Consider the following 24,388-nt stretch of genomic DNA (forward strand, 5'->3'; position numbering starts at 1 on the left):
CCGGTGTGCGGCTCTTCTCATTTCCGGTGTATGAAAAAAAGGCCGGGGTGCAGACCCCGGCCATTCTTGCAATCTGAAAGGCAGGTTATTCGCCCAGGCTAAGTGCTACAAAACGTGGATCGCCACCACGCCGTACCAGCAGCAACAGCGACTTGCGGCCCGCTTCGCGTGCTTCGTCCATGCGCGTCTCAAGATCCTGAATCGACGCGACCTTCTGCTGACCGGCTTCGGTGATCAGATCACCCGCCCGCAGGCCCTTGGCATAAGCTTCCGAGGCTTCATCCACATTTGTTACAACCAGTCCCTCAGCGTCAGCATCCAATTCCAGATCGGTGCGCAGCGTCTCAGTTAACGGTGAGATCGTCAGGCCCAGAATATCCGCGTCTTCCTCGACCGGAGCTTCCTCTGCAGGTTCTTCTTCACTCCCACCGGAACGCTCGGCATCCTCACGGCGGCCCAATGTCACCAGAACGGTCTGCGTGCCGCCATCACGGTGCACAACTACGCGGACAGATTTGCCCACCGTAGTTTCACCGACCTGCCGCACCAGACCGCGCGTGTCTTCAACCTCAACACCATCAAAGCTGAGAATCACATCGCCCGCCAGCAGGCCAGCCTCTTTGGCTGGGCCGTCCGGCACATCACTGATCAACGCACCGCCGGGCTTTTCCAGACCCATGGCTTCGGCCATATCCTCGGTCACGTCCTGAATGCGTACACCCAGCCAACCACGGCGGGTCTCACCAAACTCGCGCAGTTGATCCACGACCTTGATCACCACATTCGACGCCATCGAGAAACCAATCCCGATTGAGCCACCATTGGGCGACAGAATCGCTGTGTTCACACCAATGACCTCTCCATCCATATTGAACAGCGGCCCACCCGAGTTGCCCCGGTTGATCGCAGCATCGGTCTGGATGTAGTCGTCGTAGGACCCGCTCAGCGCACGATTGCGGGCCGAGACGATCCCGGCTGAAACCGAAAAGCCCTGACCCAGCGGGTTGCCCATCGCAATCACCCAATCGCCCACACGTGCCACATCACTATCGCCGAACTGCACATATTGCAGTGGCCCCGAGGCCTCGACCTTAAGCAGTGCGATATCGGTTTTCTCATCAGTGCCGATGACCTTTGCAGGCAGCTCTTTCTTGGGTTGACCGTCGCCGGGGAAAAATTCAACAAGGATTTCATCGGCTTCGGCAATCACGTGATTGTTCGTGACGATGAAACCATCCTCGGAAATCACAAAACCCGAACCCAGCGCGTTGCTGCGGCGCGGGCGGTTGTCGTCATCACCCTCTCGATCCTGAAACTCCCGAAAGAAATCTTCAAACGGAGAGCCCTCGGGCACAATGCCTTGCGGCCCGGATTGCCCTTCGATCAAGGTTGAAGTGGTGATGTTAACCACCGCCGGGCTGATCTTTTCAGCCAGAGGCGCAAGGCTTTCCCCGCGCGCCTGCGCGGCGACGGTTTGGGCCAGAACCAGAACCATCCCGGCAATGGCCAACCACATCAGCCGCATGAAACCAACAACCTCGTCCCGCCGGACGGAAATACTGCGCGCTTGTGCCTGCACTTGGGAACTCCTTGTCGTCACTACACGGTGGATCGCCCGCAGGCGGTCCTTCTTGACAACCAATGTAGTCGGTTTGGCCTAGCCCGCAACTGAGGATCGCGGGGAAATCACCGGCAAGTGAAAAGGCTGTATTAAAACCCGACCTGATACGCGGCCCAAAGCAGCACCAGACCCGAGACCACGCACAGCAATCCGGCCAGCCGCCGCGCCTGTTCGGGCAGGCTGCGCAACGCTTCCAACATGCGTTCAATAAGCGAAGGGGCCAGCGCATAGGCCAGCCCCTCGACAATCAGTACCAGCCCGAAGGCCAGAAGGATCATACCCATTACTGGGCTGCCTGCCCTGTAGGCGATTTGAGGTAGTTGAAGAACTCGGAATCCGGGCTCAGCACCATCGAACTGTTGCCACCGCCCAGCGCACGTTCATATGCCGACAGCGAGCGGTAGAATTCGAAGAACTCCGGGTCTTTGCCGAAGGCTTCGGCGAAGATCGCGTTTCGTTCGGCGTCAGCCTCACCGCGGATGATCTCGGCCTCACGGTTGGCGTCCGACACCAGTTCAACCACGGTCCGGTCGGCCTGCGCGCGCACACGCTGGGCAGCCTCGTTACCACGGGCACGTTCGTCGGTCGCTTCACGTTCTCGCTCGGCCTTCATCCGGTCGAAGGTCGCGTTCAGGTTGGCCTGCGGCAGGTCCGTCGCCTTCAGGCGTACGTCGATCACGTTCACGCCCAGCGCCCGCGCTTCGGCAATCGCGCTGTTGCGGATGCGCAGCATCAACGCTGCACGGTCGGAGCTCAGGATGTCACGGGACGAGACCGACCCCAGCACTTCCCGCGTTTCAGCGCGGAGGATACGGTCCAGTCGATCCTCTGCCACCGGAATGCCGCCGACACCGACCGCCTGACGGAACTGCTCCAGATCCGAAATCCGGTAGCGCGCGAAGGCATCGACCACCAAACGGCGATCGTCCAGAGGCGTCACTTCAAGCGGTTGCACGTCGATCGACAAGATACGGTCATCATAGCGCACAACTTCCTGAATCAGCGGGATTTTAAAGGCCAAACCAGGTTCTTCCTTAACGGAAACCACGCGTCCGAATTGCAGAACCAGCGCGCGTTCGCGTTCGTCTACGATGAAAATAGAGGACAGGATGCCCACTACCAACAAGACAACTGCACCTAGAATAATTGGTGATTTACGCATCAGTTGCTCTCCTGCCCAGAATTGCGGCGCAGTTCATTTAGCGGCAGGTACGGCACAACGCCCTGCCCCGAACCGGTCGAGTTTTCGTCCAGAATGATCTTGTCCACGTCACCCAAAACCTGCTCCATCCGTTCCAGATAGAGGCGCTTACGGGTCACATCGGGTGCTTTGGAATACTCTTCCAGAACTGCGCTAAAGCGGCTGGCCTCACCCATGGCGCTGTTGATCTGCTGGGCGCGATAGGCTTCAGCCTCTTCCAGCACCTGCGCGGCTTCACCGCGCGCTTCCGCCAACACGCGGTTGGCATAAGCGTCCGCCACATTTTGCAGACGGTCACGTTCCTGCGCCGCGGCCTGAACGTCGCGGAAGGCGGCGATCACGTCCTGCGGCGGGTCGGCCTTGTCGAAGTTCACACGGATGATGTTTACGCCGGAATCATAGCTGTCCATTGTCGATTGGATCAGCTCTTGCAGGCGTTCTGCGATCACACCACGGTCCCTGTTTAGGATCGGTGCCAGCTCACTTTGTGCGATAATCTCACGCATGGCCGATTCAGACACCGCACGGATCGTTTGACGCGCATCGCGCAAATTGAACAGGAACTTGGCAGGGTCGCTGATGTTCCAGACGACCTGATAGTCGATATCGACCACGTTTTCGTCCCCGGTCAGCATCAATCCATCGTCGCTGCCGCGTGCTCCACCCATGTCTTCGGTCTGTTCCCGAGTGACCGGGATAACCTCGGCGGTGACAAACGGCCAAGGGGCAAAGTTCAGGCCGGGATTTCCAACCGATGAGAACTCGCCCAGAAACAGTTCAACCGACTGTTCTTCGGGTTTGACGGTGTAAAAGCTGGCCGCACCCCACAGCACAGCACCAACGACGAGACCGATAAGCACGGTCCCCTTCGTAAACAGCGGACCACCGCCGCCGCCCTTGCCATTGCTTCCTCGGCCCGAACCGCCGCGACCGCCCATCAGGACGCGCAGCTGTTCCTGCCCCTTTTTTACCAGATCGTCGATCTCGGGGATCTGCGGGCCATCGCCTTCGGGTGGGCGTTGCCCGTTCCCGTTGTTACCCCGATTTCCTCCGCCGCCCGAGGAGCCTCCGCCCCCCCAGGGGCCACCGCTGTTGCCCGCCATATGTATCTTTTCCCTTGTGTTGGACCGTGTGATCACGGGTTCCCTTGTAACTTGTGTGCGCGAGGTTGCAAATCAAGCAGTGCGCACAGGTTGACGCATTGTCACCAGTTCTTCGGCCATGACCGGGTGAACGGCGACCGTGCGATCGAAATCTTCTTTGGTTGCGCCCATCTTTACGGCAATGCCCGCCAGCTGGATCATCTCACCCGCGCCCGGCGCGACTATGTGGCAACCCAGGACCTTGCGTGTCGCCTGAGAAACGATCAGCTTCATCATCACTTTGTCGGACCCGCCTGCAAACGCCTTTTGCATCGGTTTGAAAGAGGTCGCATAAACCTCAACCGGTTCCTGCGCGGCGGCCTCCTCCTCGCTCAGACCCACGGTGCCCATTTCGGGCTGCGTGAAAATGGCGGTGGGGATGAGGTCATGATCCACGGGCGTCGGGTTGCCCTTAAAGACGGTTTCCACAAAGGCCATGCCCTCGCGGATCGCAACCGGGGTCAGGTTTACACGATCAGTCACATCCCCGATGGCATAGATCGAGGGCACGCCGGTCTGGCTGTATTCATCCACGATGATCTCACCCTTGCGGCCACGTTCAACACCCACGGCCTCAAGCCCCAGATTGTCGGCATTGGGCGCGCGACCGGTGGCGTACATGACCACGTCGAACTGATCCTCGGTCCCGTCGGTGGCTTTGACACGGATCTTGTCGCCATCCTTGGCCATTTCAACCACATTGGTACCCAGGCGCACGTCGATCCCGTTTGCGCGCATTTCGTTGCAGATCAAATCGCGGGCCTCTTGGTCAAAGCCGCGAAGGATTTGTTCACCGCGATAGAATTGCGTGGTCTTGACGCCCAGCCCATTCATGATCCCTGCAAATTCGCTGGCGATATAGCCGCCGCCCACGATCAGGATGTTTTCGGGCAGTTTCGGCAGGTGGAAAATCTCGTTTGAAGTGATGGCGAGGTCTGATCCCGGAAAATCGGGCACAACCGGGCGACCGCCGGTGGCGATCAGGATATGCTTGGCGGTCTTGCGGGTGCCATCGGCCAGTTCAACCGTATGCGCATCCACCACGGTGGCCCGCTGGTCAAAGCTTTCCACGCCGTTGTTCTTCAGGATGTTGCGATAGATGCCTTCCAGCCGATCCAGTTCTGTTACCAGCTTGCCGTGGAACGTATTCCAGTCGAACGCGCCGGGCTGGATATCCCAACCGTAAGCCTGCGCGTCACCCACCATGCCCGAGAACTCACTGGCGAAAACCATCAGCTTTTTGGGCACACAGCCCCGGATAACGCAGGTTCCGCCATAGCGATCTTCCTCGGCCAGCGCCACCTTGGCCCCGTTTTCACCCGCCGCGACACGCGCGGCGCGGACTCCACCAGAGCCTCCGCCGATGACGAAAAGATCATAGTCAAAGCTCATCCCGAGTTCCTTTTTGTCAGGCCAAATTTCGTTGCTTATCTGGGGTCGATTGCTAAACTGCCAACCCTTGATGGGCCGAATTTTGCGAAGAAATCATTCGGATCAGTCCGCAATGTCCAAAAACAGGTTCTCATCGCTGTCGGCAGGTTGCTCTGTTTCGGTCGTGCCCTCATTGATATCCCTGATCTCGACCCTGCCATCGCCATGGCCAATCACCACCTTGTCGCAGATGTCGATGAACAACCCGTTTTCGACCACGCCGGGCACCTGATTCAGCACCAAAGCCAGCTGCCGGGCATTTCCGATACGGTGCAGATGCAGGTCAAGCACATGGTTGCCTTCATCCGTGACGAAGGGCACGTCCCCATCCATCCGCAAAGCAGTCGAAGTCCCCAGAACGTCCATCGTATCCAGAACCTCTTCGACCAGAGTGCGCGTGGTCTGCCAGCCAAAAGGAATGACCTCGAGCGGCAGGGGGAAAGCGCCAAGGGTCTCAACCTCTTTCCCGGCATCGGCGATGACCACCATCTGATCGCTGGCCGTCGCGACGATCTTTTCCTGCAAATGCGCGCCGCCGCCGCCCTTGATCAGGTTCATCTCCTGATCGAACTCATCCGCGCCGTCGATGGTCATGTCCAACCACCCCGCCTGATCCAAAGACACGACCTCGATCCCGACCTCACGCGCAAGCTGCGCAGTCCGGGTCGAGGTGGGAACGCCCTTGATCTTCAGGCCTTCCTCCTGCACCCGTTCGCCCAAACGGCGCACCATCCAGGCGGCGGTGGACCCGGTCCCCAGCCCCACGCGCATACCGTCCTGCACCAGATCGGCGGCCCGACGCGCGGCCACGTATTTTGCCCGGTCGATCGGTGACATTTCTGCGGTCATGGCGGTATCCCCCTGTCTTACTGAGGCAACGTATACGGAATGCCCGCGCCAACTGCGAGGGCGAATTGCAGAACCGCGCAGGCCAACACGTCGCGAAACTACGCGTTTCCGATTGGAAACGTCGCAATCGGGGCTTTAGGAAAATGATGTAAGGTATAGATAGATTTCATGACCGCGCCCTATCGCCTGCACTATGCCCCCGACAACGCCTCGCTGGTGATCCGGCTGGCACTGTCCGAGATGGGCCTGCCGTTCGAGACCGTGCTGGTGGATCGCGCCCGCAACGCGCAGGACAGCGCGGGTTATCGCGCGTTGAACCCGCACGGGCTGATCCCGGTGCTGGAAACGCCGCAGGGCCCGATTTTCGAAACAGCCGCCATTCTGCTGTGGCTGTCGGACACCCATGGGCAGCTGGCCCCCGCTGCCACCGATCCCGAGCGGGCCGCGTTTCTGAAATGGATGTTCTTTGCTTCGAACACGCTGCACGCAGATCTGCGCATTTTATTCTATGCCGAGAAATATATCGACGCGGCACAGGCCGACGCCCTGCGCGCAGGTATCCGCCCGCGCCTGCGGCATCACCTGAAATTGCTGGATGCGCTGGCCCAAAGCACTCCGAACTGGCTGCATCCTGACAGCCCGTCGGTTTTGACCTATTATTTGGCCTGCCAGATGCGCTGGATGGCGCTCTATCCTGCCAAGGCGGATCGCAGTTGGTATCAACTGGCTGATTCACCCCATTTGCAACGCATCGTGATGCAGTTGGAAGCCCGTCCCGCAACCCGCGCCGCCATCGCGGCCGAGGGGTTGGGCGCCACGCCCTTCACCGCCCCGACTTATGCTAACCCTCCAGAAGGCTCTGCTACCTGATATGTTCCTGTCTGTCTTCGATATGTTCAAAGTGGGCATCGGCCCGTCCTCGTCGCACACTATGGGGCCGATGGTGGCCGCCGCGCGGTTTTTGGACCAGATGCGCGCCTCTCCGTTCGAATTTTCGGGGCTGCGCGGGTCTTTGCACGGATCGCTGGCGTTCACCGGAGTCGGCCATGCCACCGACCGCGCCACCATTTTGGGCCTCGCCGGTTTCGTGCCCGACACCTATGACAATGAAAAGGCCGAGGCCGCGCTGGCCGCGATCAACGAAACGCATAGCGTCACGCCCGAGGGGCTGCCGACGCTGGAGTTCAATCCGAAGACTGATCTGGTCTTTGACTATGAACACAACCTTCCCGGCCACGCCAACGGCATGATCCTGATGGCCACAGATGCACAGGGCGATGTGATCCTGCGACAAGTCTATTACTCGATCGGCGGCGGCTTTGTTTTGACCGAAGAGGAACTGGCCGAGGGCAAGGCGACCGACGAAGGCGACCCGGTGCCCTTCCCCTTCAAATCCGCAGTCGAGATGCTTGACATGGCCAAAGCCAGTGGCAAAAGCATCGCCGAAATGAAGCGCGCCAACGAGATCGCGCGCGGGTGCGCGGACAGTTTCGCCAAGGGCACCGCGCGCCTGTGGCAAGTGATGAACGACTGTATCGAGCGTGGTCTGAACACCGATGGCATCCTGCCTGGTGGCCTGCATGTGCGCCGCCGCGCCAAGGGCATCCATGACGCGCTGCAAGCCGAGCGGGGCATGAACCTGAACGCCCCGCATACGATCAACGACTGGATGAGCGTCTACGCCATGGCCGTGAACGAGGAAAACGCCGCTGGGGGTCAGGTCGTCACCGCCCCAACCAATGGCGCGGCGGGCGTGCTGCCAGCGGTGCTGCGTTATTACCTGGATCACGTGCCAGGTGCCTCTGAAAGCCGCATTGAGGATTTTCTTCTGACTGCCGCCGCTATTGGCGGTCTGGTCAAGTTCAACGCCTCGATCTCGGGGGCCGAGGCCGGATGTCAGGCCGAGGTCGGCAGCGCTTCAGCCATGGCCGCCGCAGGTTTGTGCGCGGTGATGGGCGGTACGCCGGAACAGGTAGAAAACGCCGCTGAAATCGCGTTGGAGCATCACCTTGGCATGACCTGCGACCCGGTCGCCGGGCTGGTTCAGGTCCCCTGCATCGAGCGAAACGGGCTGGGGGCGATCAAGGCGGTTTCGGCCGCGTCTCTGGCGCTGCGTGGGGATGGGCATCACTTTGTCCCGCTGGACGCGGTGATCGAGACCATGCGCCAGACCGGGCACGATATGCACGAGAAATACAAGGAAACCTCGCTGGGCGGTTTGGCTGTGAACGTCCCGAACTGCTGAGACAGGCGCTTTCATCGGCGGCGCAAACCCCGTAGCGTGCCGCCTATGACTCAGGATCGTCCCGTTCTTGGCATCATGTTGATGCTTGGCTTTTGCGTCCTCGCCCCGGCGGGCGATGCGATGGCCAAGCTGTTGGGCGAGACGACCCCGGTGGCCATGCTGGTCTTTGTGCGCTTCGCTGTGCAGGCGCTGGTGCTTGTGCCGCTGGTTGCCCTGACTGGGCGGGTTTGGAGGATGACCGGGCGCGTGGTGCGGCTGACCTTGCTGCGTACCGTTCTGCACATCATCGGGATCAGCGCGATGTTCACCTCGCTGCAACATCTGCCACTGGCAGACGCGGTGGCCATCGCGTTTGTGATGCCCTTCATCATGCTGCTACTCGGCAAATACGTTCTAGGGGAAGAGGTTGGCCTGCGCCGCCTAATCGCCTGTATCGTCGGGTTTATCGGTACGCTATTGGTGATTCAGCCCAGCTTTGTACAAGTCGGCGCCGCAGCTTTGTTGCCGCTGGTGGTCGCCGTGGTCTTTTCGCTGTTCATGCTGGTCACACGGCACATTGCGAAAGAGACCGACCCGATCGCTCTGCAAGCCGTTTCCGGCACTATGGCCACGGTCTTGATGCTGCCGTTTCTGCTGATCGGAACCGCCGCAGGCGTGTGGGAGCTGTCACTGATCGCACCCACCGACGGCACCTATGCGCTTCTCTGGGCCATCGGCCTATTGGGCACCGTGGCGCATTTGTTCATGACGTGGTCCCTGCGCTATGCGCCCTCGGCCACACTGGCGCCGATGCAATATCTGGAAATCCCTGTCGCCACCCTGATCGGCTGGTTGATCTTCCATGACCTGCCCGACAGAATCGCAGCCATCGGGATCACCATCACCATCGCAGCCGGATTGTTCGTCATTCTGCGAGAGCGGGCCAGCGCCCGGTCTGCCCCGACAGAAACGCCTGCATGACCTGATCCAACGCATCCCGAGGCACCATCACAAGCAGCCCCGGCCCCTCCATCTCCAGCGTCACCTCGGATACGGCGCGGTTCGAGGTCCCGACCTGCCCATCCGGGGCCAGTTCCAACCCGTCAATCGGCCATTCCAGCCCCTGACTGCGCCCGGTTATGCGCCGCAATGGAAACAATGACACAGTCTGCCCCACCGCCAAAGGCAATGTGATCCGGGGTGGCGCGTGAAACACCACTTCCTGCGCGCCCAACAGGATACAGGGGCGATCCTGATGCCGAACCAGAGCGTTAAGCACCGCAAGCTGATGATCCAAACGCGCGCCTAGAAACCCAATACCCAGCGCCAGCGGCGTCGCCACATTGCGCAGAACCTTGTCGAAATCCGTGCTGTCCTGTTCACGAATAGGAAACAACCGATCCGTAGGAATCTGGGCCTTGTGATCTGTTGAAAGCGAATCAAAATCGCCAATCACCGCGTCAGGAATGACCCCCGCATCCAGCAATGGCGCAGCCCCTCCATCAGCTGCAACGCAGGTTTCGGCGCGAATCAGCGCCAGTTCGATGTCCTTTGGGTTGATTTCTCCGCCGCCGACTAGCGTTATTGGCCCATCACAGCGTACAATTCCCGTATTTTTTCTAAGATTGATCATTTTTCCCGGATTTGGACACATTGAAACCACAAAATGATAGGCTGATTGGCATAGTTCAGGGCCAATGGGTATGCCCATCGCCGGGCGGGTTGGCTCTCGTAGTTTGTAAAGGACGTGCGTCTGATGGTACAGAATAACAAGGTTTTGACCGTTTCATACGGAACCTTCTCATGCACTTTGGAAGGCTTTGACGATTCCTTCGAGACAATGAAGGCAATCGCAGAATATTTCCGCGACCTTGCCGCCGAGGATCGTTACTTCGGGTCAGAACCCCCGCAACCGGATGCCGAGATGCTGGCGCGCATCGCTCAGCGCGATGTCGCGCGCCGGGTGGAAGCCAGCCAGAATGACTCGGGCCTGCTGCTGCGTGCCACCGAACAACCCGCACCCGCCCCGATTGCCACCGCACCCACGCCCACCGCCGACCCTGAGCCTGTACCGTCTCAACCCGATCCGGTGGCTACCGAAGCGGACGAGGTCGAAGACGCGCCCACCCCCGCCGCCGACAGCATCGCCGCCAAACTGCAACGCATCCGCGCGGTCGTTTCCCATTCGGAAGAAAACACCGTCATCTATTCCGAGGATGAAGAAACGACCTTGATGAAGGCGGCGGCCGGACCGTCGGACGCTGTGGCCGCGGCATTCGAAGCTGGTTCGCTAAGCGCCGAGGATTTCGGCGAAGCGTCCGATACCGAACCGCAGGAATCCCCGGAAGAGGCCGTGGCCGCGATCGAAGAAGCCTTGGCCGAAGATGAGATTGTCGAAGATGCGCCTGAAGAAACTGAGCAGGTCTTCGACGATACCCTGAGCACCGAATTCGGTGAACCTGCAGAAGAAGTCCAAGCAGCCCCAACCGAAGTCTCTGATGGTGAGCCGGAAGAAGAAATTCAGCCTGCCGCGATGGTTGAAGAGGCCGAGGAAGCAGCGCAAGAAGACCTGACACCCGAAGCCGATGCCATGGAAGAAAACGATCCCGTCAACCTGCTGCAGGAGGACGAGGAAGCCATGGATATGCCGGAGGACGACACCACCCAAGAGGAAGGGGTGTTGACTGCCGACGATGAAGAAGACCTGCTGAGCGAGATTTCGAATGTCGAGGCTTTTCTTGCCCGACGCGCGGCGGACTCTGCCTCGGATACCGGAAGCCTGGACCAGGACGTTTCGCGTCTTATGGACAAAGCCGATGTCCAGATGGAGGACCCGGCAACCACAGATCAGCGCGAGACATACTCGCACCTGCGCGCTGCAGTGGCCGCGACCAAAGCCGAGCGCAAGGACAAGCCAAAAGCCGAAGAAACATCTGATCACAGCGTCTATCGTGATCTGACCGCATCGGTCAGCCCACGCCGGCCGGACATTCAGGTCACCGGCACGCGCCCGCAATCAGATAAGATGGCCCCGCTGAAACTGGTCGCCGAGCAGCGTATCGACGCGGATGCCCCTGAGGCAGCCCCCGTCACGCCGCGCCGCGTGTCTTCATCTGAGGATGCTCAGGCGGGCGAAGAAGGCGGCTTTGCCCTTTTCGCACAAGAACAGGGCGCCCAGTCCTTGCCCGACCTTCTGGAAGCCGCCGCATCCTATCTGTCATTTATCGAAGGTCAGGAGCAGTTCTCGCGTCCGCAATTGATGAACAAAATCCGGTCGCTCCAACAGGCGGATTTCAACCGCGAGGAAAGCCTGCGCTCATTCGGTCAGTTGCTGCGCGACGGCAAAATCGAAAAAGCCGGTGGTGGCCGGTTTGCAGCCTCAACGGATATCGGCTTCCGCCCCGACGACGACGAACGCGCCGCGGGCTGACCGCCAAAAAAACTAAAACCAGAAGGGCCAGAGAAATTCCTCTGGCCCTTTTTTTTGAGCACTAAACTGAAAGTACCTAGCGTCCTGCTATGCTGCACCGCAGAATTATGCTAGGTTTGAACCACTACGCCAGGCACTTTTCCCTCGGTTCAAACAGAGGTCGCGCCATGTATGAACTTCCGATTCGCCGTCTGAGGCCCTATGACAGGCCCAAAATCGAAAGCCACTTCAAATCATTGGATAGTGACGCACTGACATCGCGTTTCGGCGCGCCCGTCAGCACAGAATTCGTTGAAGCTTATCTTTCCGGTATCTTTGATGATGCGGCGTTGATTTTTGGGGCTTTCCCGGATTCACGACTGCGCGGCGTAGGGGAACTTCGGGCTGTTCCGGACAGCCTGAACTACGTAGCAGAGGTCGCGCTAACTGTTGAAACTGGCTGGCAAGACAGGGGCATTGGAGACGGGTTGCTCTCCCGCCTCCTTACCGCTGCACGCAATCGCGGGATCAACGAAGTCCACATGCTGTGCCTTGCCACCAACCAAAAGATGCGTCGTCTGGCAGCCAAGCACAAAGCAGAATTGAAACTAATCACAGGCCAGATCGAAGCAACACTGGCGACGCCATGGCCTTCACCCTTTAGCCTGGCTGAAGAAATCTCCGGAGAATACCATGCATTCGCCCGTGCAATTCTCAGTTGGCCTCGAAGGTGAGGTCGGTATTGGCGGTCAATCCTGTGGGTTATCCGGGTCGTCCTTGCCAACACCCTTAAACACAAATTTGAACGGCAAAGCCCAGAGCACGCCCAGAACCACATAGACCAGAAGTTCTAACCAAATCGGCGGTCGATCAAGCCAGTTCACGACCGTCACAACCGCCACGATATAGGCTGGCAGTCCCACCAGCAGCAGAACCAGAGACCATCTACGCCGCGCCTTATAGCTAAGGCCCGGCTTTTCCTCGCTGCTCATCAGTCAGCAAACGGGTCGGTCACCAGAATGGTGTCGTCCCGCTCCGGGCTGGTGGACAAAAGGGCCACAGGGCATTCGATCAGTTCCTCGACCCGGCGCACATACTTGATCGCATTGGCAGGCAAGTCCGCCCAGCTCCGCGCGCCTTCAGTGGATTCGCTCCAACCCGGCATGTCTTCGTAAATGGGCTTGCAACGCGCCTGCTGATCCGCAGCGGTGGGCAAGTAGTCCAGACGTTGGCCGTCCAGTTCGTACCCCACACAGATTTTCAAGGTCTCGAACCCGTCCAGAACGTCCAGTTTAGTTAGCGAGATGCCGTTCACACCACTGGTTGCACAGGTCTGACGCACTAGACAGGCATCAAACCAGCCACAGCGGCGCTTGCGCCCCGTGGTGGTGCCGAATTCATGGCCCCGCTCGCCCAAGCGCTGTCCGTCGGCATCATCCAGTTCGGTCGGGAACGGACCTTCGCCTACACGGGTCGTGTATGCTTTGACAATGCCCAGCACAAAATCGATCGAGCCCGGCCCGATGCCCACACCCGTTGCCGCCTGACCGGCAATCACGTTGGACGAGGTCACAAACGGATAGGTGCCGAAATCGATATCCAGCAAAGCCCCCTGTGCCCCTTCGAACAAAATGCGCTTACCGGCCTTGCGCTTATCGTTCAGCACTTTCCAGACCGGTGCGGCGAAGGGCAGGATCTCCGCCGCGACGTTTTTCAACTGCGCAATCAGCGCGTCGCGGTCAACCGGCTCGATCCCCAAGCCCTTACGCAGCGGATCATGATGCTGCAACGCCCGGTCGACGCGCGCCTCGAGCGTTGCCTCATCGGCCAAGTCAGCAACACGAACGGATCGGCGCCCCACCTTGTCCTCGTAAGCAGGACCGATCCCACGACCAGTGGTCCCAATCTTAGTGCCCTTGCTTGCGGCTTCCTCACGTGCCCGGTCAAGTTCACCATGAATTGGCAGGATCAAAGGCGTGTTCTCGGCGATCATCAGTGTCTCGGGCGAGATCTCAACACCCTGCGCGCGAATAGTCCCAATCTCCTTGAGCAGATGCCAAGGGTCCAGCACAACACCATTGCCGATCACACTCAGCTTGCCCCCGCGCACGACACCCGAAGGCAACGCGTGCAGCTTGTAGACCTCGCCATCGATAACCAGCGTATGACCGGCATTATGCCCACCCTGAAAACGCGCAATCACATCCGCCCGCTCACTGAGCCAATCGACGATCTTGCCTTTTCCTTCGTCACCCCACTGGGCGCCGACAACAACCACATTGGCCATAACAGGTCCTTTTGCGCTGAGTAATCAAACTCGGCTCGTATAGCGATGTGACAGCGACAGGGAAACCGATAATTCGCCGCAGCTTTAAACCGCGCTGCGCGCGGTGCCTCCGGCGGGGATATTTATAGCCAGATGAAGAGCGGATCCCCTGCTTCATCTGGCCAGAAATATCCCGGGGGAGTCGCCCGGAACGGGCGGCGGGGGCAGAGCCCCCTACCCGGTTGCCAATTTGACTGGCTGTCCGTGCGGCGTGGTCAGAAAAGCATTTTCCCAAGCTGCCGACATTTCGCCGATATCTTGCGCATCGGCCTCTCCGGCGTCTTCCAACAGGGTTTCAAGCGCGTCCAGCCACGCTCGAAAATAGTCGTCTCCGCCATCCAACTCTTTCGAAAGCCCCCGCCGCTTAAGTGTCGCGGAAAATCGGGTGGCCCAATCTGGCCATTCGAATCGGCCTGCTTCATTCAATGCGACAGTCACCGCGAAGACCTGTGCGTGCCAGGGCTCGGCGAAAACGGGTTCGGGCGCTGTGTGTGCGACGCAGTCGGTCATGCGGGCTCCAGATAGCTTTGCCAGAGATCCAGTACGACCTCGTCCTTTGGGTTTTCCGGGTTTGCCCAAAGTTCTGATGCCGTGAAGGCCACCGCGTAGAGGGGTTCGGGCGCTTCCCCTAATCCATGCGCGTTGGAATCAGGTAGAACATGTGTCCCATGGAGGCGCAATATCCACCCTTGCGCACCGGCCGCGTAAATTGGCAGCCGAGTATGCCCACCGTCGATCAGGCGGTTGGCGGATGGGTGCGCCGTGCGAACGGCCTGTCCCGGCTGGAAACGCATAGCAACCTTGGACGGGCGGTCCGCAGGGCCGCCCTTGGCCAGCGCAGCGCTGACGTTCTCTGCTTTCAGGGCTCGCGACGCCAACGGATGGGGGGTGTCACCGTTCCCGCCTTTTAGGTCCTCCAACGTCAGGACACCCCGTTCAATCAAGAGGTCGGCCAAGCCCGAAATCCATTTCTCGTAGTAGGAAAACCGTGTGTAGTCCTTTGGTGACAGACGTTCGCGCGCATGGCGCGAGATGTCGATATTCCATTGCCCCAGGAAGCCAGCGGCCAAAGTTACGGCCAGAGCACGCCCATGCCATTCCTGCGGGAAAACTGGAGCATCTTCCGCCTCGGGGATAACTGAGCCATCCCCGAACCGCCCGCCCATATCGTGAACGCGGGTCATGAGGGCACCTTGGGAAGACCGGTGCCGATCATGCTGTCGCGGGTAACAAGGGCGGTCAGTTCGTCCTCGGACAGACTTTCTGTGCCTTCGGGACGCATCGGCAGAACCAGATACCGAATCTCAGCCGTTGAGTCCCAGACGCGAATGGCGGTGTCTTTGGGCAGAGACACGCCGAAATCAGCCAGAACCTTGCGCGGTTCACGCACGGCGCGGGCGCGGTAAGCATCGGATTTGTACCAGCCCGGCGGAATACCCAGCAGCGGCCACGGATAGCAACTGCACAGGGTACATACGACCATATTGTGCAGCTCGGGCGTGTTTTCCAAGACCACGATGTGTTCGCCCTGCCGCCCGTAAAACCCCAGATCGGCGACGACGGGCGTTGCATCCTCCAGCAAGGCGCGCTTGAACTCGGGGTCCGCCCAAGCCTTGGCGACAACGCGCGCGCCGTTCTGAGGGCCGATCTTGTTCTGATAGGTGTCGATGATTTCATCCAAAGCCGCCGGGTCGATCAGACCCTTACGGGTCAGAATCGTCTCCAGCGCCTTGACTCGAAGCGCAGGTTCCGGCGGCAACAGCGCGTGCGGGTGGTCGTGATCGTCATGTGGCATGGCCGCAGGTTGCGTCACGATCCGCCAGTCTGTCCAGTCCCTTTGACGTGATATCACACATCACCAGAGGTGATGGAAACTCGTGTCTTGCCCCCGGACCCAAACTTGCATAAGTACCACGCGATACACGCCACGCTGTACAGGACCACCATGGAAAACGTCGTTCTCATCATCCATCTTCTTCTGGCTTTGGGCCTGATAGCCGTCGTCCTGATGCAGCGGTCTGAAGGCGGTGGCCTTGGCATGGGTGGCGGTGGCGGTGGCGCCATGACCGGACGCGCTGCCGCAACTGCGCTGAGCAAGGTCACATGGATTCTGGCGGCGTGCTTTATCGTCACCTCGATCACGCTGACGATCATTGCGGCGCAGAAATCCTCGGGCAGCTCAGTCATTGACCGTTTGGGCGTCCCTGCCCCGGCCGCAACCGAAGAAAGCGCACCGGCGGTTCCGTCGGCGGATGATCTGCTGCCTCCGGCGCAGGGCGACAATGCGCCGCTGATCCCGCAAGCGGATTAAGCCACAAAACCTAGAAATCTGACAGAGAACTGCAACAGCATCTTGCGGTTCTCTTGCGCTATGGGCGCGAATCCTTTATATGTGAAGTCCCGTGATGCAGCGGTTTTTCGTAAACCGTCGGGCAGCTGATTTTGACGTCTCACGGGAGCTAGCCGAAAAACATGGCGCGTTTTATTTTCATCACCGGTGGTGTGGTTTCGTCCTTGGGCAAAGGGCTGGCTTCGGCAGCTTTGGGCGCTTTGTTGCAGGCGCGGGGCTACTCGGTTCGCCTGCGCAAGCTGGATCCCTATCTGAACGTTGACCCCGGCACGATGTCGCCATTTGAACATGGCGAAGTGTTCGTCACCGATGACGGGGCCGAAACCGATCTGGACCTTGGCCACTATGAACGGTTCACCGGTGTAGCTGCCCGTAAGACCGACTCGGTCAGTTCCGGGCGGATTTACTCCAACGTGTTGGAGAAAGAGCGCCGCGGCGATTACCTTGGCAAGACCATTCAGGTGATCCCGCACGTCACCAATGAGATCAAGGATTTCATCGCCATTGGAGAGGATGAGGTCGATTTCATGCTGTGCGAAATCGGCGGCACCGTGGGCGATATCGAGGGCCTGCCCTTCTTTGAGGCCATTCGTCAGTTCAGTCAGGACAAGCCGCGCGGTCAGTGCATGTTTATGCACCTGACACTGCTGCCCTACATCAAAGCGTCGGGCGAGTTGAAAACCAAGCCGACCCAACACTCGGTCAAGGAACTGCGCTCCATCGGTCTGGCGCCGGATATTCTGGTCTGCCGTTCTGAGGGCCCGATTCCGAAGAAAGAACGTGAAAAGCTGGCCCTGTTCTGCAACGTCCGCCCGGACAGCGTGATCGCGGCGCAGGACCTCAGCACCATCTATGACGCTCCGCTGGCCTATCACCGCGAAGGTCTGGATCAGGCTGTTCTGGACGCGTTCCAGATCAGCCCGGCCCCCAAACCCGATCTGGCCAAATGGGAAGATGTCAGCGACCGCATCCACAACGCCGAAGGCGAGGTCAAAGTCGCCATCGTCGGCAAATACACCCAGTTGGAAGACGCCTATAAATCAATCGCCGAGGCGCTGACCCATGGCGGCATGGCGAACCGTGTCCGCGTAAAGGTCGAGTGGGTCGATGCCGAGGTCTTCGACACCGAAGACGCCGCCCCGCATCTAGAGGGCTTCCACGCAATCCTCGTCCCAGGCGGCTTTGGTGAGCGCGGCACCGAGGGCAAGATCAAGGCGGCCCAATATGCCCGCGAACATAAGGTGCCTTACCTGGGCATTTGTCTGGGCATGCAGATGGCTGTGATCGAGGCCGCCCGCAACGCAGCAGGCATCACCGAGGCCGGGTCCGAAGAATTCGACCACGAGGCCGGGAAAAAGCGTTTTGAACCCGTGGTGTACCACCTGAAAGAATGGGTGCAGGGCAACCACAAGGTCGAACGCAAAGTTGGCGACGACAAGGGCGGCACCATGCGTCTGGGCGCTTATGATGCGGTTCTGGCGGATGGGTCCAAGGTGGCCGAGGTTTATGGCGGCTCAAATATCGAAGAACGTCACCGTCACCGCTATGAAGTCGACATCAAATATCGGGATAAGCTAGAAAAAGCGGGCCTGAAATTCTCGGGCATGTCACCCGATGGCCGTCTGCCCGAGATTGTCGAATGGTCCGATCATCCATGGTTCATCGGGGTTCAATACCACCCCGAGCTCAAATCCAAACCGTTTGAGCCCCACCCTCTGTTCCGCGACTTCGTACGCGCTGCGAAAGAGACGTCGCGTCTGGTCTAAGTCACCTCAAAGTGAGGGGCGCTTTCGATTTTTCTGTTCGAAACGCCTTATTGCAGGGTTAACTGTCTTCAAATTTCAAGACAGGAGCCCTGCCATGACCGATCAAACCACCCGCGCCAAGACCTTTGCCGCCCTGCATCAAAAGGGCAATCCGGTGATCCTCTACAATATCTGGGACGCGGGCAGCGCCAAGGCCGTGCAGGACGCCGGGGCCAAAGCCTTGGCCACGGGCAGCGCACCAGTTGCGATGGCGCAGGGTTTCGGGGACGGTCAGAACATTCCCATGGATTATGTGTTGGACAACGCTCGGCGCATCATCGGTGCGGTGGACCTTCCGGTGACGCTGGATTTCGAAGGGGCTTATGCCACGGATGCGCAGGGCATTTCGGACAACGTGCAGCGCGCGCTGGAAACCGGGGTCATCGGGTTCAATTTCGAGGATCAGATCGTCGGGACCAAGGACCTGTTTGACATCGAAACGCAGGCGACCCGCGTGGCCGCGATGCGCGCGGGTTGTGATGCCGCCAGTATCCCAGCCTTTGTCAACGCGCGGACCGATATCTTCCTTAAGGCGCAGCCGGACACCCACGACGACGCCAAGCTGGATGATGCCATCGCCCGCGCCAAAGCCTATGCTGATGCAGGTGCCAGCGGGTTCTTTGCCCCCGGTTTAAAGGATGAAGCAATGATCGGTCGCCTGTGTGAGGCCACGGATCTGCCGGTGAACATCATCGCCCTGCCCGGCACTCCCGACACCGCAACTTTGGCCAAGCTGGGGGTTGCGCGGATCAGCTATGGCCCTGTGCCCTATCGCAAAATGGTGGCGTGGCTACAGGAACAGGCCGCAGCAGCCTTGGGCTGACGCCCCGCCACGCAGGGCGACGCCCGGCAAAGAAATGTCAATTTGAGGCTATGGCCTGTAGTCCGTGCTTGGCGGACTACAAAATATGGAATATCCTCACGCTATGTTGAAAAAGTTCTTTCAGGCCTTTCGCCCGCCCCAACACGATGCCCTGCCCGACCCCGATGCCGAATTGGCCCTTGGGGCTCTGATGGTGCGGGTCGCGCAAGCGGACCGGGACTATAAACTGGAAGAGATCAGCCTGATCGACCGCATTCTTGCGCGGCTCTATCAGCATAACGCGATCGAGGCCGCCAAGGTTCGCGCCACCTGCGAAAAGCTACACGCTGCTGCGCCAGAAACCGACACGTTCGGCAAGCTGATCCGCGAAACCACAGATCTGCACGAACGCCTCGCCGCGCTTGACGCCTTGTGGGAAGTCGTGTTGGCCGACGGAAAGTCAGATGAGGGAGAGATGAAAATCGTGGAAGAGGCCCGTATTTCGATGGGGCTCAGCTATAATGACAGCCAGACAGCCCGCGAACGGGTGCAAAGGCGCTTGGAAGAGGCTTAGGCCCAATCTATATCTGACCCATGTTCAGTGATTTCTTGTCCCGGCTCACGCAGCCCCAGCCCGACCCACTTGTCGATGATGATGCCCGCCTTGCCCTAACGGCGCTGCTGGTGCGCATCGCGCGGTCTGACAATGACTATGCCGACAGCGAAATGGCGCGAATCGACCGAATTTCCGCCGAACGCTATGGCCTGTCCCCGTTCGAGGCGGCCGGTCTGCGCGCCCGCGCCGAAGATCTTGAGTCCGAGGCCCCCGATACCGTGCGCTTTACCCGCGCCATCAAAGAAGCCGTGGCCTATGACGATCGTCTGGCCGTCGTACAGGCGCTCTGGTCTGTAGCGCTGGCTGATGGGCACCGCACCGGCGAGGAGGACTCGCTGCTACGACTTGTGGTTAGCTTGCTTGGCGTCAGCGATGTGGATTCTGCGCTGGCCAGACAAAAGGCCGCCAAGTCGTGATTGCGATGCTGGGCATGTACGACATGCCCGGCCTGCGGCCTGCCCACGACCGCTTTTGGACCTTGATCCGAGACAATCTGGGCTATGGACCTGTCGAACTGACCCGCGATGTCGACGCATGGGAGGTTTGGCAAAGCCCTGACCTGTTGTTCGCGCAGACCTGCGGAATGCCCTATCGCACCCATTTGCAAGATCAGGTGCAACTGGTAGGAACACCGGATCATGGGCTTTCGGGATGCCCACCGGGCCACTATCGTTCGGTTTTTGTGGCGCGAACTCAGGACCCGCGCGACTTGACCGAGCTATCACGTGGTGTTTTTGCCTATAATGAGCCGCTTTCTCAGTCTGGATGGACCGGACCTTTGGTACACCTGGAGGCTTTGGGCCTACGCCCGATGTCTGCTTTGGAAACAGGCGCACATGCCAACTCAGCGCGCGCTGTTGCCGACGGTCTGGCCGATTTCGCAGCGCTGGATGCGCTAACCTGGTTGATGCTGAAGGAACACACCAAGCTGGGAACCGCATTGCGGGATGTCGAGGCAACAGCTCCCACTCCGGCGCTGCCTTATATCACATCGGGCACTCAAGATGCGGCCGCCATAACTCAAGCTGTTCGGCGTGCGATCAACGCCTTATCCCCGCGCGACCGCAATGCATTGCACCTTTTGGATCTGATAGAGATACCGGCCCGCGACTATCTAGCCATCCCCAACCCTTCGCAGGATGCTGCCAAGCTGCTCAATCCCTGATCGATTCGACCAGAACGTCTGGTCAATTTGACGGTTTCGGACCTCATATATGTCATTTGCGCATTGCATTAGGCTGATTTTTAAGCCCTAGTACCGCACCAACACCAATAACACTCAGGTCGCCCGTGACAGATTCCACTCCGGTCATCGAGATCAAGAACCTACACAAAAGCTTCGGCAATCTTGAGGTGCTGAAAGGGGTGGATATTACGGCCAGACGCGGCGATGTCGTATCGCTGATCGGCTCATCCGGGTCCGGAAAATCTACACTACTGCGCTGCTGCAACCTGTTGGAAGACAGCCAACAGGGCGAAATCCTGTTCAAGGGAGAACCGGTTCAGTGGAGCGGTTCGGGCCACAACCGCCGCCCCGCCGACCCCAAACAGGTCCTGCGCATCCGCACCAATCTGTCGATGGTGTTTCAGCAATTCAACTTGTGGTCCCATATGACCATCTTGCAAAACGTGATGGAGGCCCCCGTCACCGTTTTGGGCCGCGACAAGGCCGAAGTTGAGGACAGCGCCCGAAAATACCTGGAAAAAGTGGGCATTGGCGACAAATGTGATGTCTACCCGGCGCAGCTTTCGGGCGGGCAGCAGCAACGCGCCGCCATTGCACGCGGGCTGTGCATGGAGCCCGAGGCCCTGCTGTTTGACGAGCCCACCTCGGCGCTGGACCCCGAACTGGAACAGGAAGTGATTAAGGTGATCAAGGATCTGGCAGCCGAAGGCCGCACAATGATCATCGTGACCCACGACATGAAGATGGCTGCTGATATCTCAAGCCATGTCGTCTTTCTGCATCAGGGCCTCATCGAAGAAGAAGGCCTGCCGGAAGATATCTTCACCACCCCTGAATCCGAACGGCTTCAGGGCTTTCTATCCGCCACTATGGCGGCATAAATTCAGGACAGAACTAAACTGGGGAGTAACCAATGAAAAAACTGATTCTGACCACTGCGGCCTTGGCGCTGAGCGCCGGCATGGCCATGGCGGACACCGTTCGTCTGGGCACCGAAGGCGCCTATGCGCCGTGGAACTTCGTCAACGACGCTGGCGAAATCGACGGGTTCGAGCGTGAACTGGGCGATGAGCTGTGCAAACGCGCAGGTCTGGAATGCGAGTGGGTCAAGAATGACTGGGATTCGATCATTCCGAACCTCGTCTCGGGCAACTACGACGCAATCATCGCCGGCATGTCGATCACCGATGAGCGTGACGAAGTCATCGACTTTACCCAGAACTACACGCCGCCGGATCCGTCGGCCTATATCGCCATGTCTGATGGCGTGGACCTGGCTGGTGGTGTGATCGCCGCCCAGACCGGCACGATTCAGGCGGGTTATGTGGCCGATTCCGGTGCAACTCTGGTTGAGTTCGCCAGCCCCGAGGAAACCATTGCTGCTGTGCGCAACGGCGAAGCGGATGCAGTCCTTGCTGACCGGTCGTTCCTGGCACCCTTTACCGAAGATGGCTCGGGCCTGCTTTTTGTGGGTGACGACGTTCCGCTGGGCGGCGGTGTCGGAATGGGTATCCGCGAATCCGATGGTGAGCTGAAAGAGAAGTTCAACGCGGCCATCCAGTCCATGAAGGACGATGGCAGCCTGAACGCGCTGATCACTAAGTGGGAAGTGTCCTCGACCTTCTGATAAACTCTGCGGCGCGCCTTACTTAGGGCGCGCCGCCTCAGAGCCCTTGCAAGTCAAAGAGGCCCGCCATTTTCTCGTTCTGCACCGATCCCGAAACACTCGGCACGTTCCGTTGGTTTGCCTGTTACCTGACCAACGGTGTGCATTGGCTGTTTTATCTATCCTTCTTCAAGGTCCTGCTGCTGCTGGCGATCACCGCCCCGGTTGCATTGGGGTTCGGCTTTCTGGGGGCCATGGCCGCGCGGTCACATTTTCCACCGCTTGCCATGTTGGGCAAAGGCTATATCGCCATCGTTCGCGGTGTGCCGGATATCGCGTTCTTCATGTTCTTCGTGATAGCGCTGGATCAGGCATTCGAATGGACGCGCCACAAGATTCTTTGCCCCGAATGGACTGACCCCGTTCGACAGGGCAATGATTTCATCGTTTGTCAGGCCGCCAAACTGCCGCTTGGAACTGCACCCGAATGGGTTCACGAGACCTATGGCTTTTTCCTGGCCGTTATTACTTTTTCAATCGTGTTTGGCGCATTTGCCGCCAATGTTCTGTTTGGCGGCATGCGCGCCGTCCCGCATGCGCAACTGGAAACCGCCGAAGCTTACGGTATGACCCGCCGCCAGACATTCTGGCGCATTCTGGTACCACAGATGTGGGTCTACGCCCTGCCCGGCCTGTCTAACCTTTGGATGGTGCTGATCAAGGCCACACCGTTGCTGTTCCTGCTGGGCATCGAAGACATCGTCTATTGGGCCCGCGAACTGGGGTCGTTCAAAAACCCGAAATTCACCCAATACCCGCACGGCGACTGGCGTATGTGGTACTTCCTTGCTCTGCTCGTGTTTTACCTGGGCATGACCCGCGTCTCGGAAATCGGCCTTGAACGGTTGATGCGTCGCCTGTCGCACGGACAAGCCACCGCAGGCGGAGAGCTTCTGCGCAAGGAGACCACCGCATGAGCTGCATCCAGACCATCCAGGACTATGCGCTTCGCTCGGTCGGCATCGGTGAACGCCTTCTGCCGCGCAATGATTTTACACTATGCGAGCAATTCACCCTGATCGGTTCGGGCATGATCTGGAATATTTATTTCGGGATCATGGCGCTGGCGACCGGGTTCTTTCTGGCTACAGCGCTGGCCGTTGGCAAAGCGTCAAGCAAGAAATGGCTGCGCAAACCGTCCGAGTGGTTCATTTTCCTGTTCCGGGGATCTCCTCTGTTCATCCAGTTTTTCTTTGCCTACTTCTTCTTCCTGTCCCTCAAGCAGAGTTTTCCCTTCTTCGACGCACTGACCTCTGCCTGGCTGGGAGCGTTGATCGTGTTGTTCTGCAACACCGCCGCATATTCAGGCGAGATCTTCTATGGTGCCCTACGCTCGATCCCCAAGGGCGATATTGAGGCTGCAGACGCCTATGGAATGACCGGCTGGTCGCGGTTTCGCCGTATCATTTGGCCGACCATGCTGCGGCTTGCCTGGCCTGCCTACACAAATGAGGCAATCTTTTTGTTCCACGCCACCACGCTGGTCTTCTTCTCGGCCTTCCCAGTCTGGCAACAACGGGGCGATGCGCTTTATTACGCGGGCTATTTCGCGGACAAGACGTTCAATCCGTTCATCCCCTACCCTATTCTGGCCTTCTATTTCATTCTGCTGACTCTAGTGGTGATCTGGGGCTTTGGGCTGGTGAACAAACACCTAAACCGGCACCTGCCCGTGGCCAAACGCAGCAAGATGAAGTTGAGACTAAATCTGGCCCGCTGAGACACAGCATTCCTGTCGCAGGCTTTGATGCGGTTCTGGC

Annotated in this window: 27 protein-coding genes; 15 read left to right on the plus strand and 12 right to left on the minus strand. The window is 59.1% G+C overall.

Annotated elements, in window-relative coordinates; all coding sequences use genetic code 11:
* Positions 1-85: 85 nt before the first annotated feature.
* From ACR0C5_RS05265 to rpiA, 6 genes are all read right to left on the minus strand, one after another.
* Positions 86-1,525, minus strand: a complete 1,440-nt coding sequence (locus tag ACR0C5_RS05265) for a Do family serine endopeptidase (RefSeq protein ID WP_170769838.1) — start codon at positions 1,523-1,525, stop codon at positions 86-88.
* 185 nt (positions 1,526-1,710) lie between these two features.
* Entirely contained in the window at positions 1,711-1,905 is a 195-nt protein-coding gene (locus ACR0C5_RS05270) for a DUF2065 domain-containing protein (protein ID WP_170769382.1), read from the minus strand.
* Positions 1,905-2,783: a protease modulator HflC gene (gene hflC, locus ACR0C5_RS05275; RefSeq protein ID WP_170788450.1), complete on the minus strand. Its 879-nt coding sequence runs from the start codon at positions 2,781-2,783 to the stop codon at positions 1,905-1,907. The genes ACR0C5_RS05270 and hflC overlap by 1 nt, the downstream gene beginning before the upstream one ends.
* Positions 2,783-3,925 (minus strand): FtsH protease activity modulator HflK, encoded by a 1,143-nt coding sequence (gene hflK, locus ACR0C5_RS05280; RefSeq protein WP_480875075.1) that lies wholly within the window; start codon positions 3,923-3,925, stop codon positions 2,783-2,785. Before hflK ends, hflC begins: the two co-directional genes overlap by 1 nt.
* Positions 3,926-3,997: 72 nt before the next feature.
* Positions 3,998-5,356, minus strand: coding sequence for a glutathione-disulfide reductase (gene gor, locus ACR0C5_RS05285; RefSeq protein ID WP_480875077.1), 1,359 nt, complete (start codon positions 5,354-5,356; stop codon positions 3,998-4,000).
* 102 nt (positions 5,357-5,458) lie between these two features.
* Complete coding sequence (gene rpiA, locus ACR0C5_RS05290) at positions 5,459-6,244, minus strand: ribose-5-phosphate isomerase RpiA (RefSeq protein ID WP_170769378.1); 786 nt, start codon at positions 6,242-6,244, stop codon at positions 5,459-5,461.
* 168 nt (positions 6,245-6,412) lie between these two features.
* Here rpiA and ACR0C5_RS05295 point away from each other — a divergent pair, with 168 nt between their 5' ends.
* From ACR0C5_RS05295 to ACR0C5_RS05305, 3 genes are read left to right on the plus strand one after another with little or no spacing between them, the layout of a single operon-like run.
* A complete protein-coding gene (locus tag ACR0C5_RS05295) occupies positions 6,413-7,114 on the plus strand; it encodes a glutathione S-transferase family protein (protein ID WP_170769377.1) in 702 nt (233 codons plus the stop codon).
* A gap of 1 nt (position 7,115) precedes the next feature.
* Positions 7,116-8,489, plus strand: a complete 1,374-nt coding sequence (locus ACR0C5_RS05300; RefSeq protein WP_170769376.1) for an L-serine ammonia-lyase — start codon at positions 7,116-7,118, stop codon at positions 8,487-8,489.
* 45 nt (positions 8,490-8,534) lie between these two features.
* Positions 8,535-9,449, plus strand: a complete 915-nt coding sequence (locus tag ACR0C5_RS05305) for a DMT family transporter (RefSeq protein ID WP_480875080.1) — start codon at positions 8,535-8,537, stop codon at positions 9,447-9,449.
* On the opposite strand, the gene ACR0C5_RS05310 is transcribed toward ACR0C5_RS05305, so the two are convergent.
* A complete protein-coding gene (locus ACR0C5_RS05310) occupies positions 9,394-10,101 on the minus strand; it encodes a thiamine diphosphokinase (RefSeq protein WP_480875083.1) in 708 nt (235 codons plus the stop codon). The two genes, ACR0C5_RS05305 and ACR0C5_RS05310, sit on opposite strands and share 56 nt — an antisense overlap.
* A gap of 123 nt (positions 10,102-10,224) precedes the next feature.
* Between ACR0C5_RS05310 and ACR0C5_RS05315 the strand changes: the two genes are divergently transcribed.
* Both ACR0C5_RS05315 and ACR0C5_RS05320 read left to right on the plus strand, forming a co-directional pair.
* A complete protein-coding gene (locus tag ACR0C5_RS05315; protein ID WP_480875086.1) occupies positions 10,225-11,898 on the plus strand; it encodes a hypothetical protein in 1,674 nt (557 codons plus the stop codon).
* Between the two features lie 167 nt (positions 11,899-12,065).
* Positions 12,066-12,611, plus strand: a complete 546-nt coding sequence (locus tag ACR0C5_RS05320; protein WP_170769372.1) for a GNAT family N-acetyltransferase — start codon at positions 12,066-12,068, stop codon at positions 12,609-12,611.
* A gap of 15 nt (positions 12,612-12,626) precedes the next feature.
* Here ACR0C5_RS05320 and ACR0C5_RS05325 read toward each other — a convergent pair whose 3' ends face one another.
* The 5 genes from ACR0C5_RS05325 to nthA all read right to left on the minus strand — a co-directional run bounded on the left by ACR0C5_RS05325 (position 12,627) and on the right by nthA (position 15,998).
* Positions 12,627-12,869: a DUF2842 domain-containing protein gene (locus tag ACR0C5_RS05325; RefSeq protein WP_480856698.1), complete on the minus strand. Its 243-nt coding sequence runs from the start codon at positions 12,867-12,869 to the stop codon at positions 12,627-12,629.
* Positions 12,869-14,164 (minus strand): adenylosuccinate synthase, encoded by a 1,296-nt coding sequence (locus ACR0C5_RS05330; RefSeq protein WP_480875089.1) that lies wholly within the window; start codon positions 14,162-14,164, stop codon positions 12,869-12,871. The genes ACR0C5_RS05325 and ACR0C5_RS05330 overlap by 1 nt, the downstream gene beginning before the upstream one ends.
* Positions 14,165-14,377: 213 nt before the next feature.
* Entirely contained in the window at positions 14,378-14,713 is a 336-nt protein-coding gene (locus ACR0C5_RS05335; RefSeq protein ID WP_237217917.1) for a nitrile hydratase accessory protein, read from the minus strand.
* Positions 14,710-15,387, minus strand: coding sequence for a nitrile hydratase subunit beta (gene nthB / locus ACR0C5_RS05340; RefSeq protein ID WP_170788439.1), 678 nt, complete (start codon positions 15,385-15,387; stop codon positions 14,710-14,712). The genes ACR0C5_RS05335 and nthB overlap by 4 nt, the downstream gene beginning before the upstream one ends.
* On the minus strand, positions 15,384-15,998 hold the full coding sequence (nthA, locus tag ACR0C5_RS05345; protein ID WP_480875699.1) for a nitrile hydratase subunit alpha: 615 nt from the start codon (positions 15,996-15,998) through the stop codon (positions 15,384-15,386). The genes nthB and nthA overlap by 4 nt, the downstream gene beginning before the upstream one ends.
* A gap of 150 nt (positions 15,999-16,148) precedes the next feature.
* Between nthA and secG the strand changes: the two genes are divergently transcribed.
* From secG to ACR0C5_RS05395, 10 genes are all read left to right on the plus strand, one after another.
* Complete coding sequence (secG, locus tag ACR0C5_RS05350; RefSeq protein ID WP_170788438.1) at positions 16,149-16,514, plus strand: preprotein translocase subunit SecG; 366 nt, start codon at positions 16,149-16,151, stop codon at positions 16,512-16,514.
* 161 nt (positions 16,515-16,675) lie between these two features.
* Entirely contained in the window at positions 16,676-18,319 is a 1,644-nt protein-coding gene (locus ACR0C5_RS05355; protein WP_170769366.1) for a CTP synthase, read from the plus strand.
* Between the two features lie 94 nt (positions 18,320-18,413).
* On the plus strand, positions 18,414-19,181 hold the full coding sequence (locus tag ACR0C5_RS05360; protein WP_480875093.1) for an isocitrate lyase/PEP mutase family protein: 768 nt from the start codon (positions 18,414-18,416) through the stop codon (positions 19,179-19,181).
* A gap of 103 nt (positions 19,182-19,284) precedes the next feature.
* A complete protein-coding gene (locus tag ACR0C5_RS05365) occupies positions 19,285-19,734 on the plus strand; it encodes a tellurite resistance TerB family protein (protein WP_170769836.1) in 450 nt (149 codons plus the stop codon).
* Positions 19,735-19,754: 20 nt separating this feature from the next.
* The gene (locus tag ACR0C5_RS05370; protein ID WP_170769364.1) at positions 19,755-20,192 is read left to right on the plus strand and encodes a tellurite resistance TerB family protein; all 438 of its coding nucleotides are present in this window, start codon (positions 19,755-19,757) and stop codon (positions 20,190-20,192) included.
* A 5-nt stretch (positions 20,193-20,197) separates the two neighbouring features.
* On the plus strand, positions 20,198-20,941 hold the full coding sequence (locus ACR0C5_RS05375; protein ID WP_174819334.1) for a phosphate/phosphite/phosphonate ABC transporter substrate-binding protein: 744 nt from the start codon (positions 20,198-20,200) through the stop codon (positions 20,939-20,941).
* A 125-nt stretch (positions 20,942-21,066) separates the two neighbouring features.
* Entirely contained in the window at positions 21,067-21,843 is a 777-nt protein-coding gene (locus ACR0C5_RS05380; protein ID WP_170769362.1) for an ABC transporter ATP-binding protein, read from the plus strand.
* A gap of 32 nt (positions 21,844-21,875) precedes the next feature.
* Complete coding sequence (locus ACR0C5_RS05385) at positions 21,876-22,589, plus strand: transporter substrate-binding domain-containing protein (RefSeq protein ID WP_170769361.1); 714 nt, start codon at positions 21,876-21,878, stop codon at positions 22,587-22,589.
* 68 nt (positions 22,590-22,657) lie between these two features.
* A complete protein-coding gene (locus ACR0C5_RS05390) occupies positions 22,658-23,545 on the plus strand; it encodes an ABC transporter permease (RefSeq protein WP_170769835.1) in 888 nt (295 codons plus the stop codon).
* Positions 23,542-24,348 (plus strand): ABC transporter permease, encoded by an 807-nt coding sequence (locus tag ACR0C5_RS05395; RefSeq protein ID WP_170788435.1) that lies wholly within the window; start codon positions 23,542-23,544, stop codon positions 24,346-24,348. The genes ACR0C5_RS05390 and ACR0C5_RS05395 overlap by 4 nt, the downstream gene beginning before the upstream one ends.
* Positions 24,349-24,388: the final 40 nt, after the last annotated feature.

Source organism: Ruegeria sp. N8, from assembly GCF_056531325.1.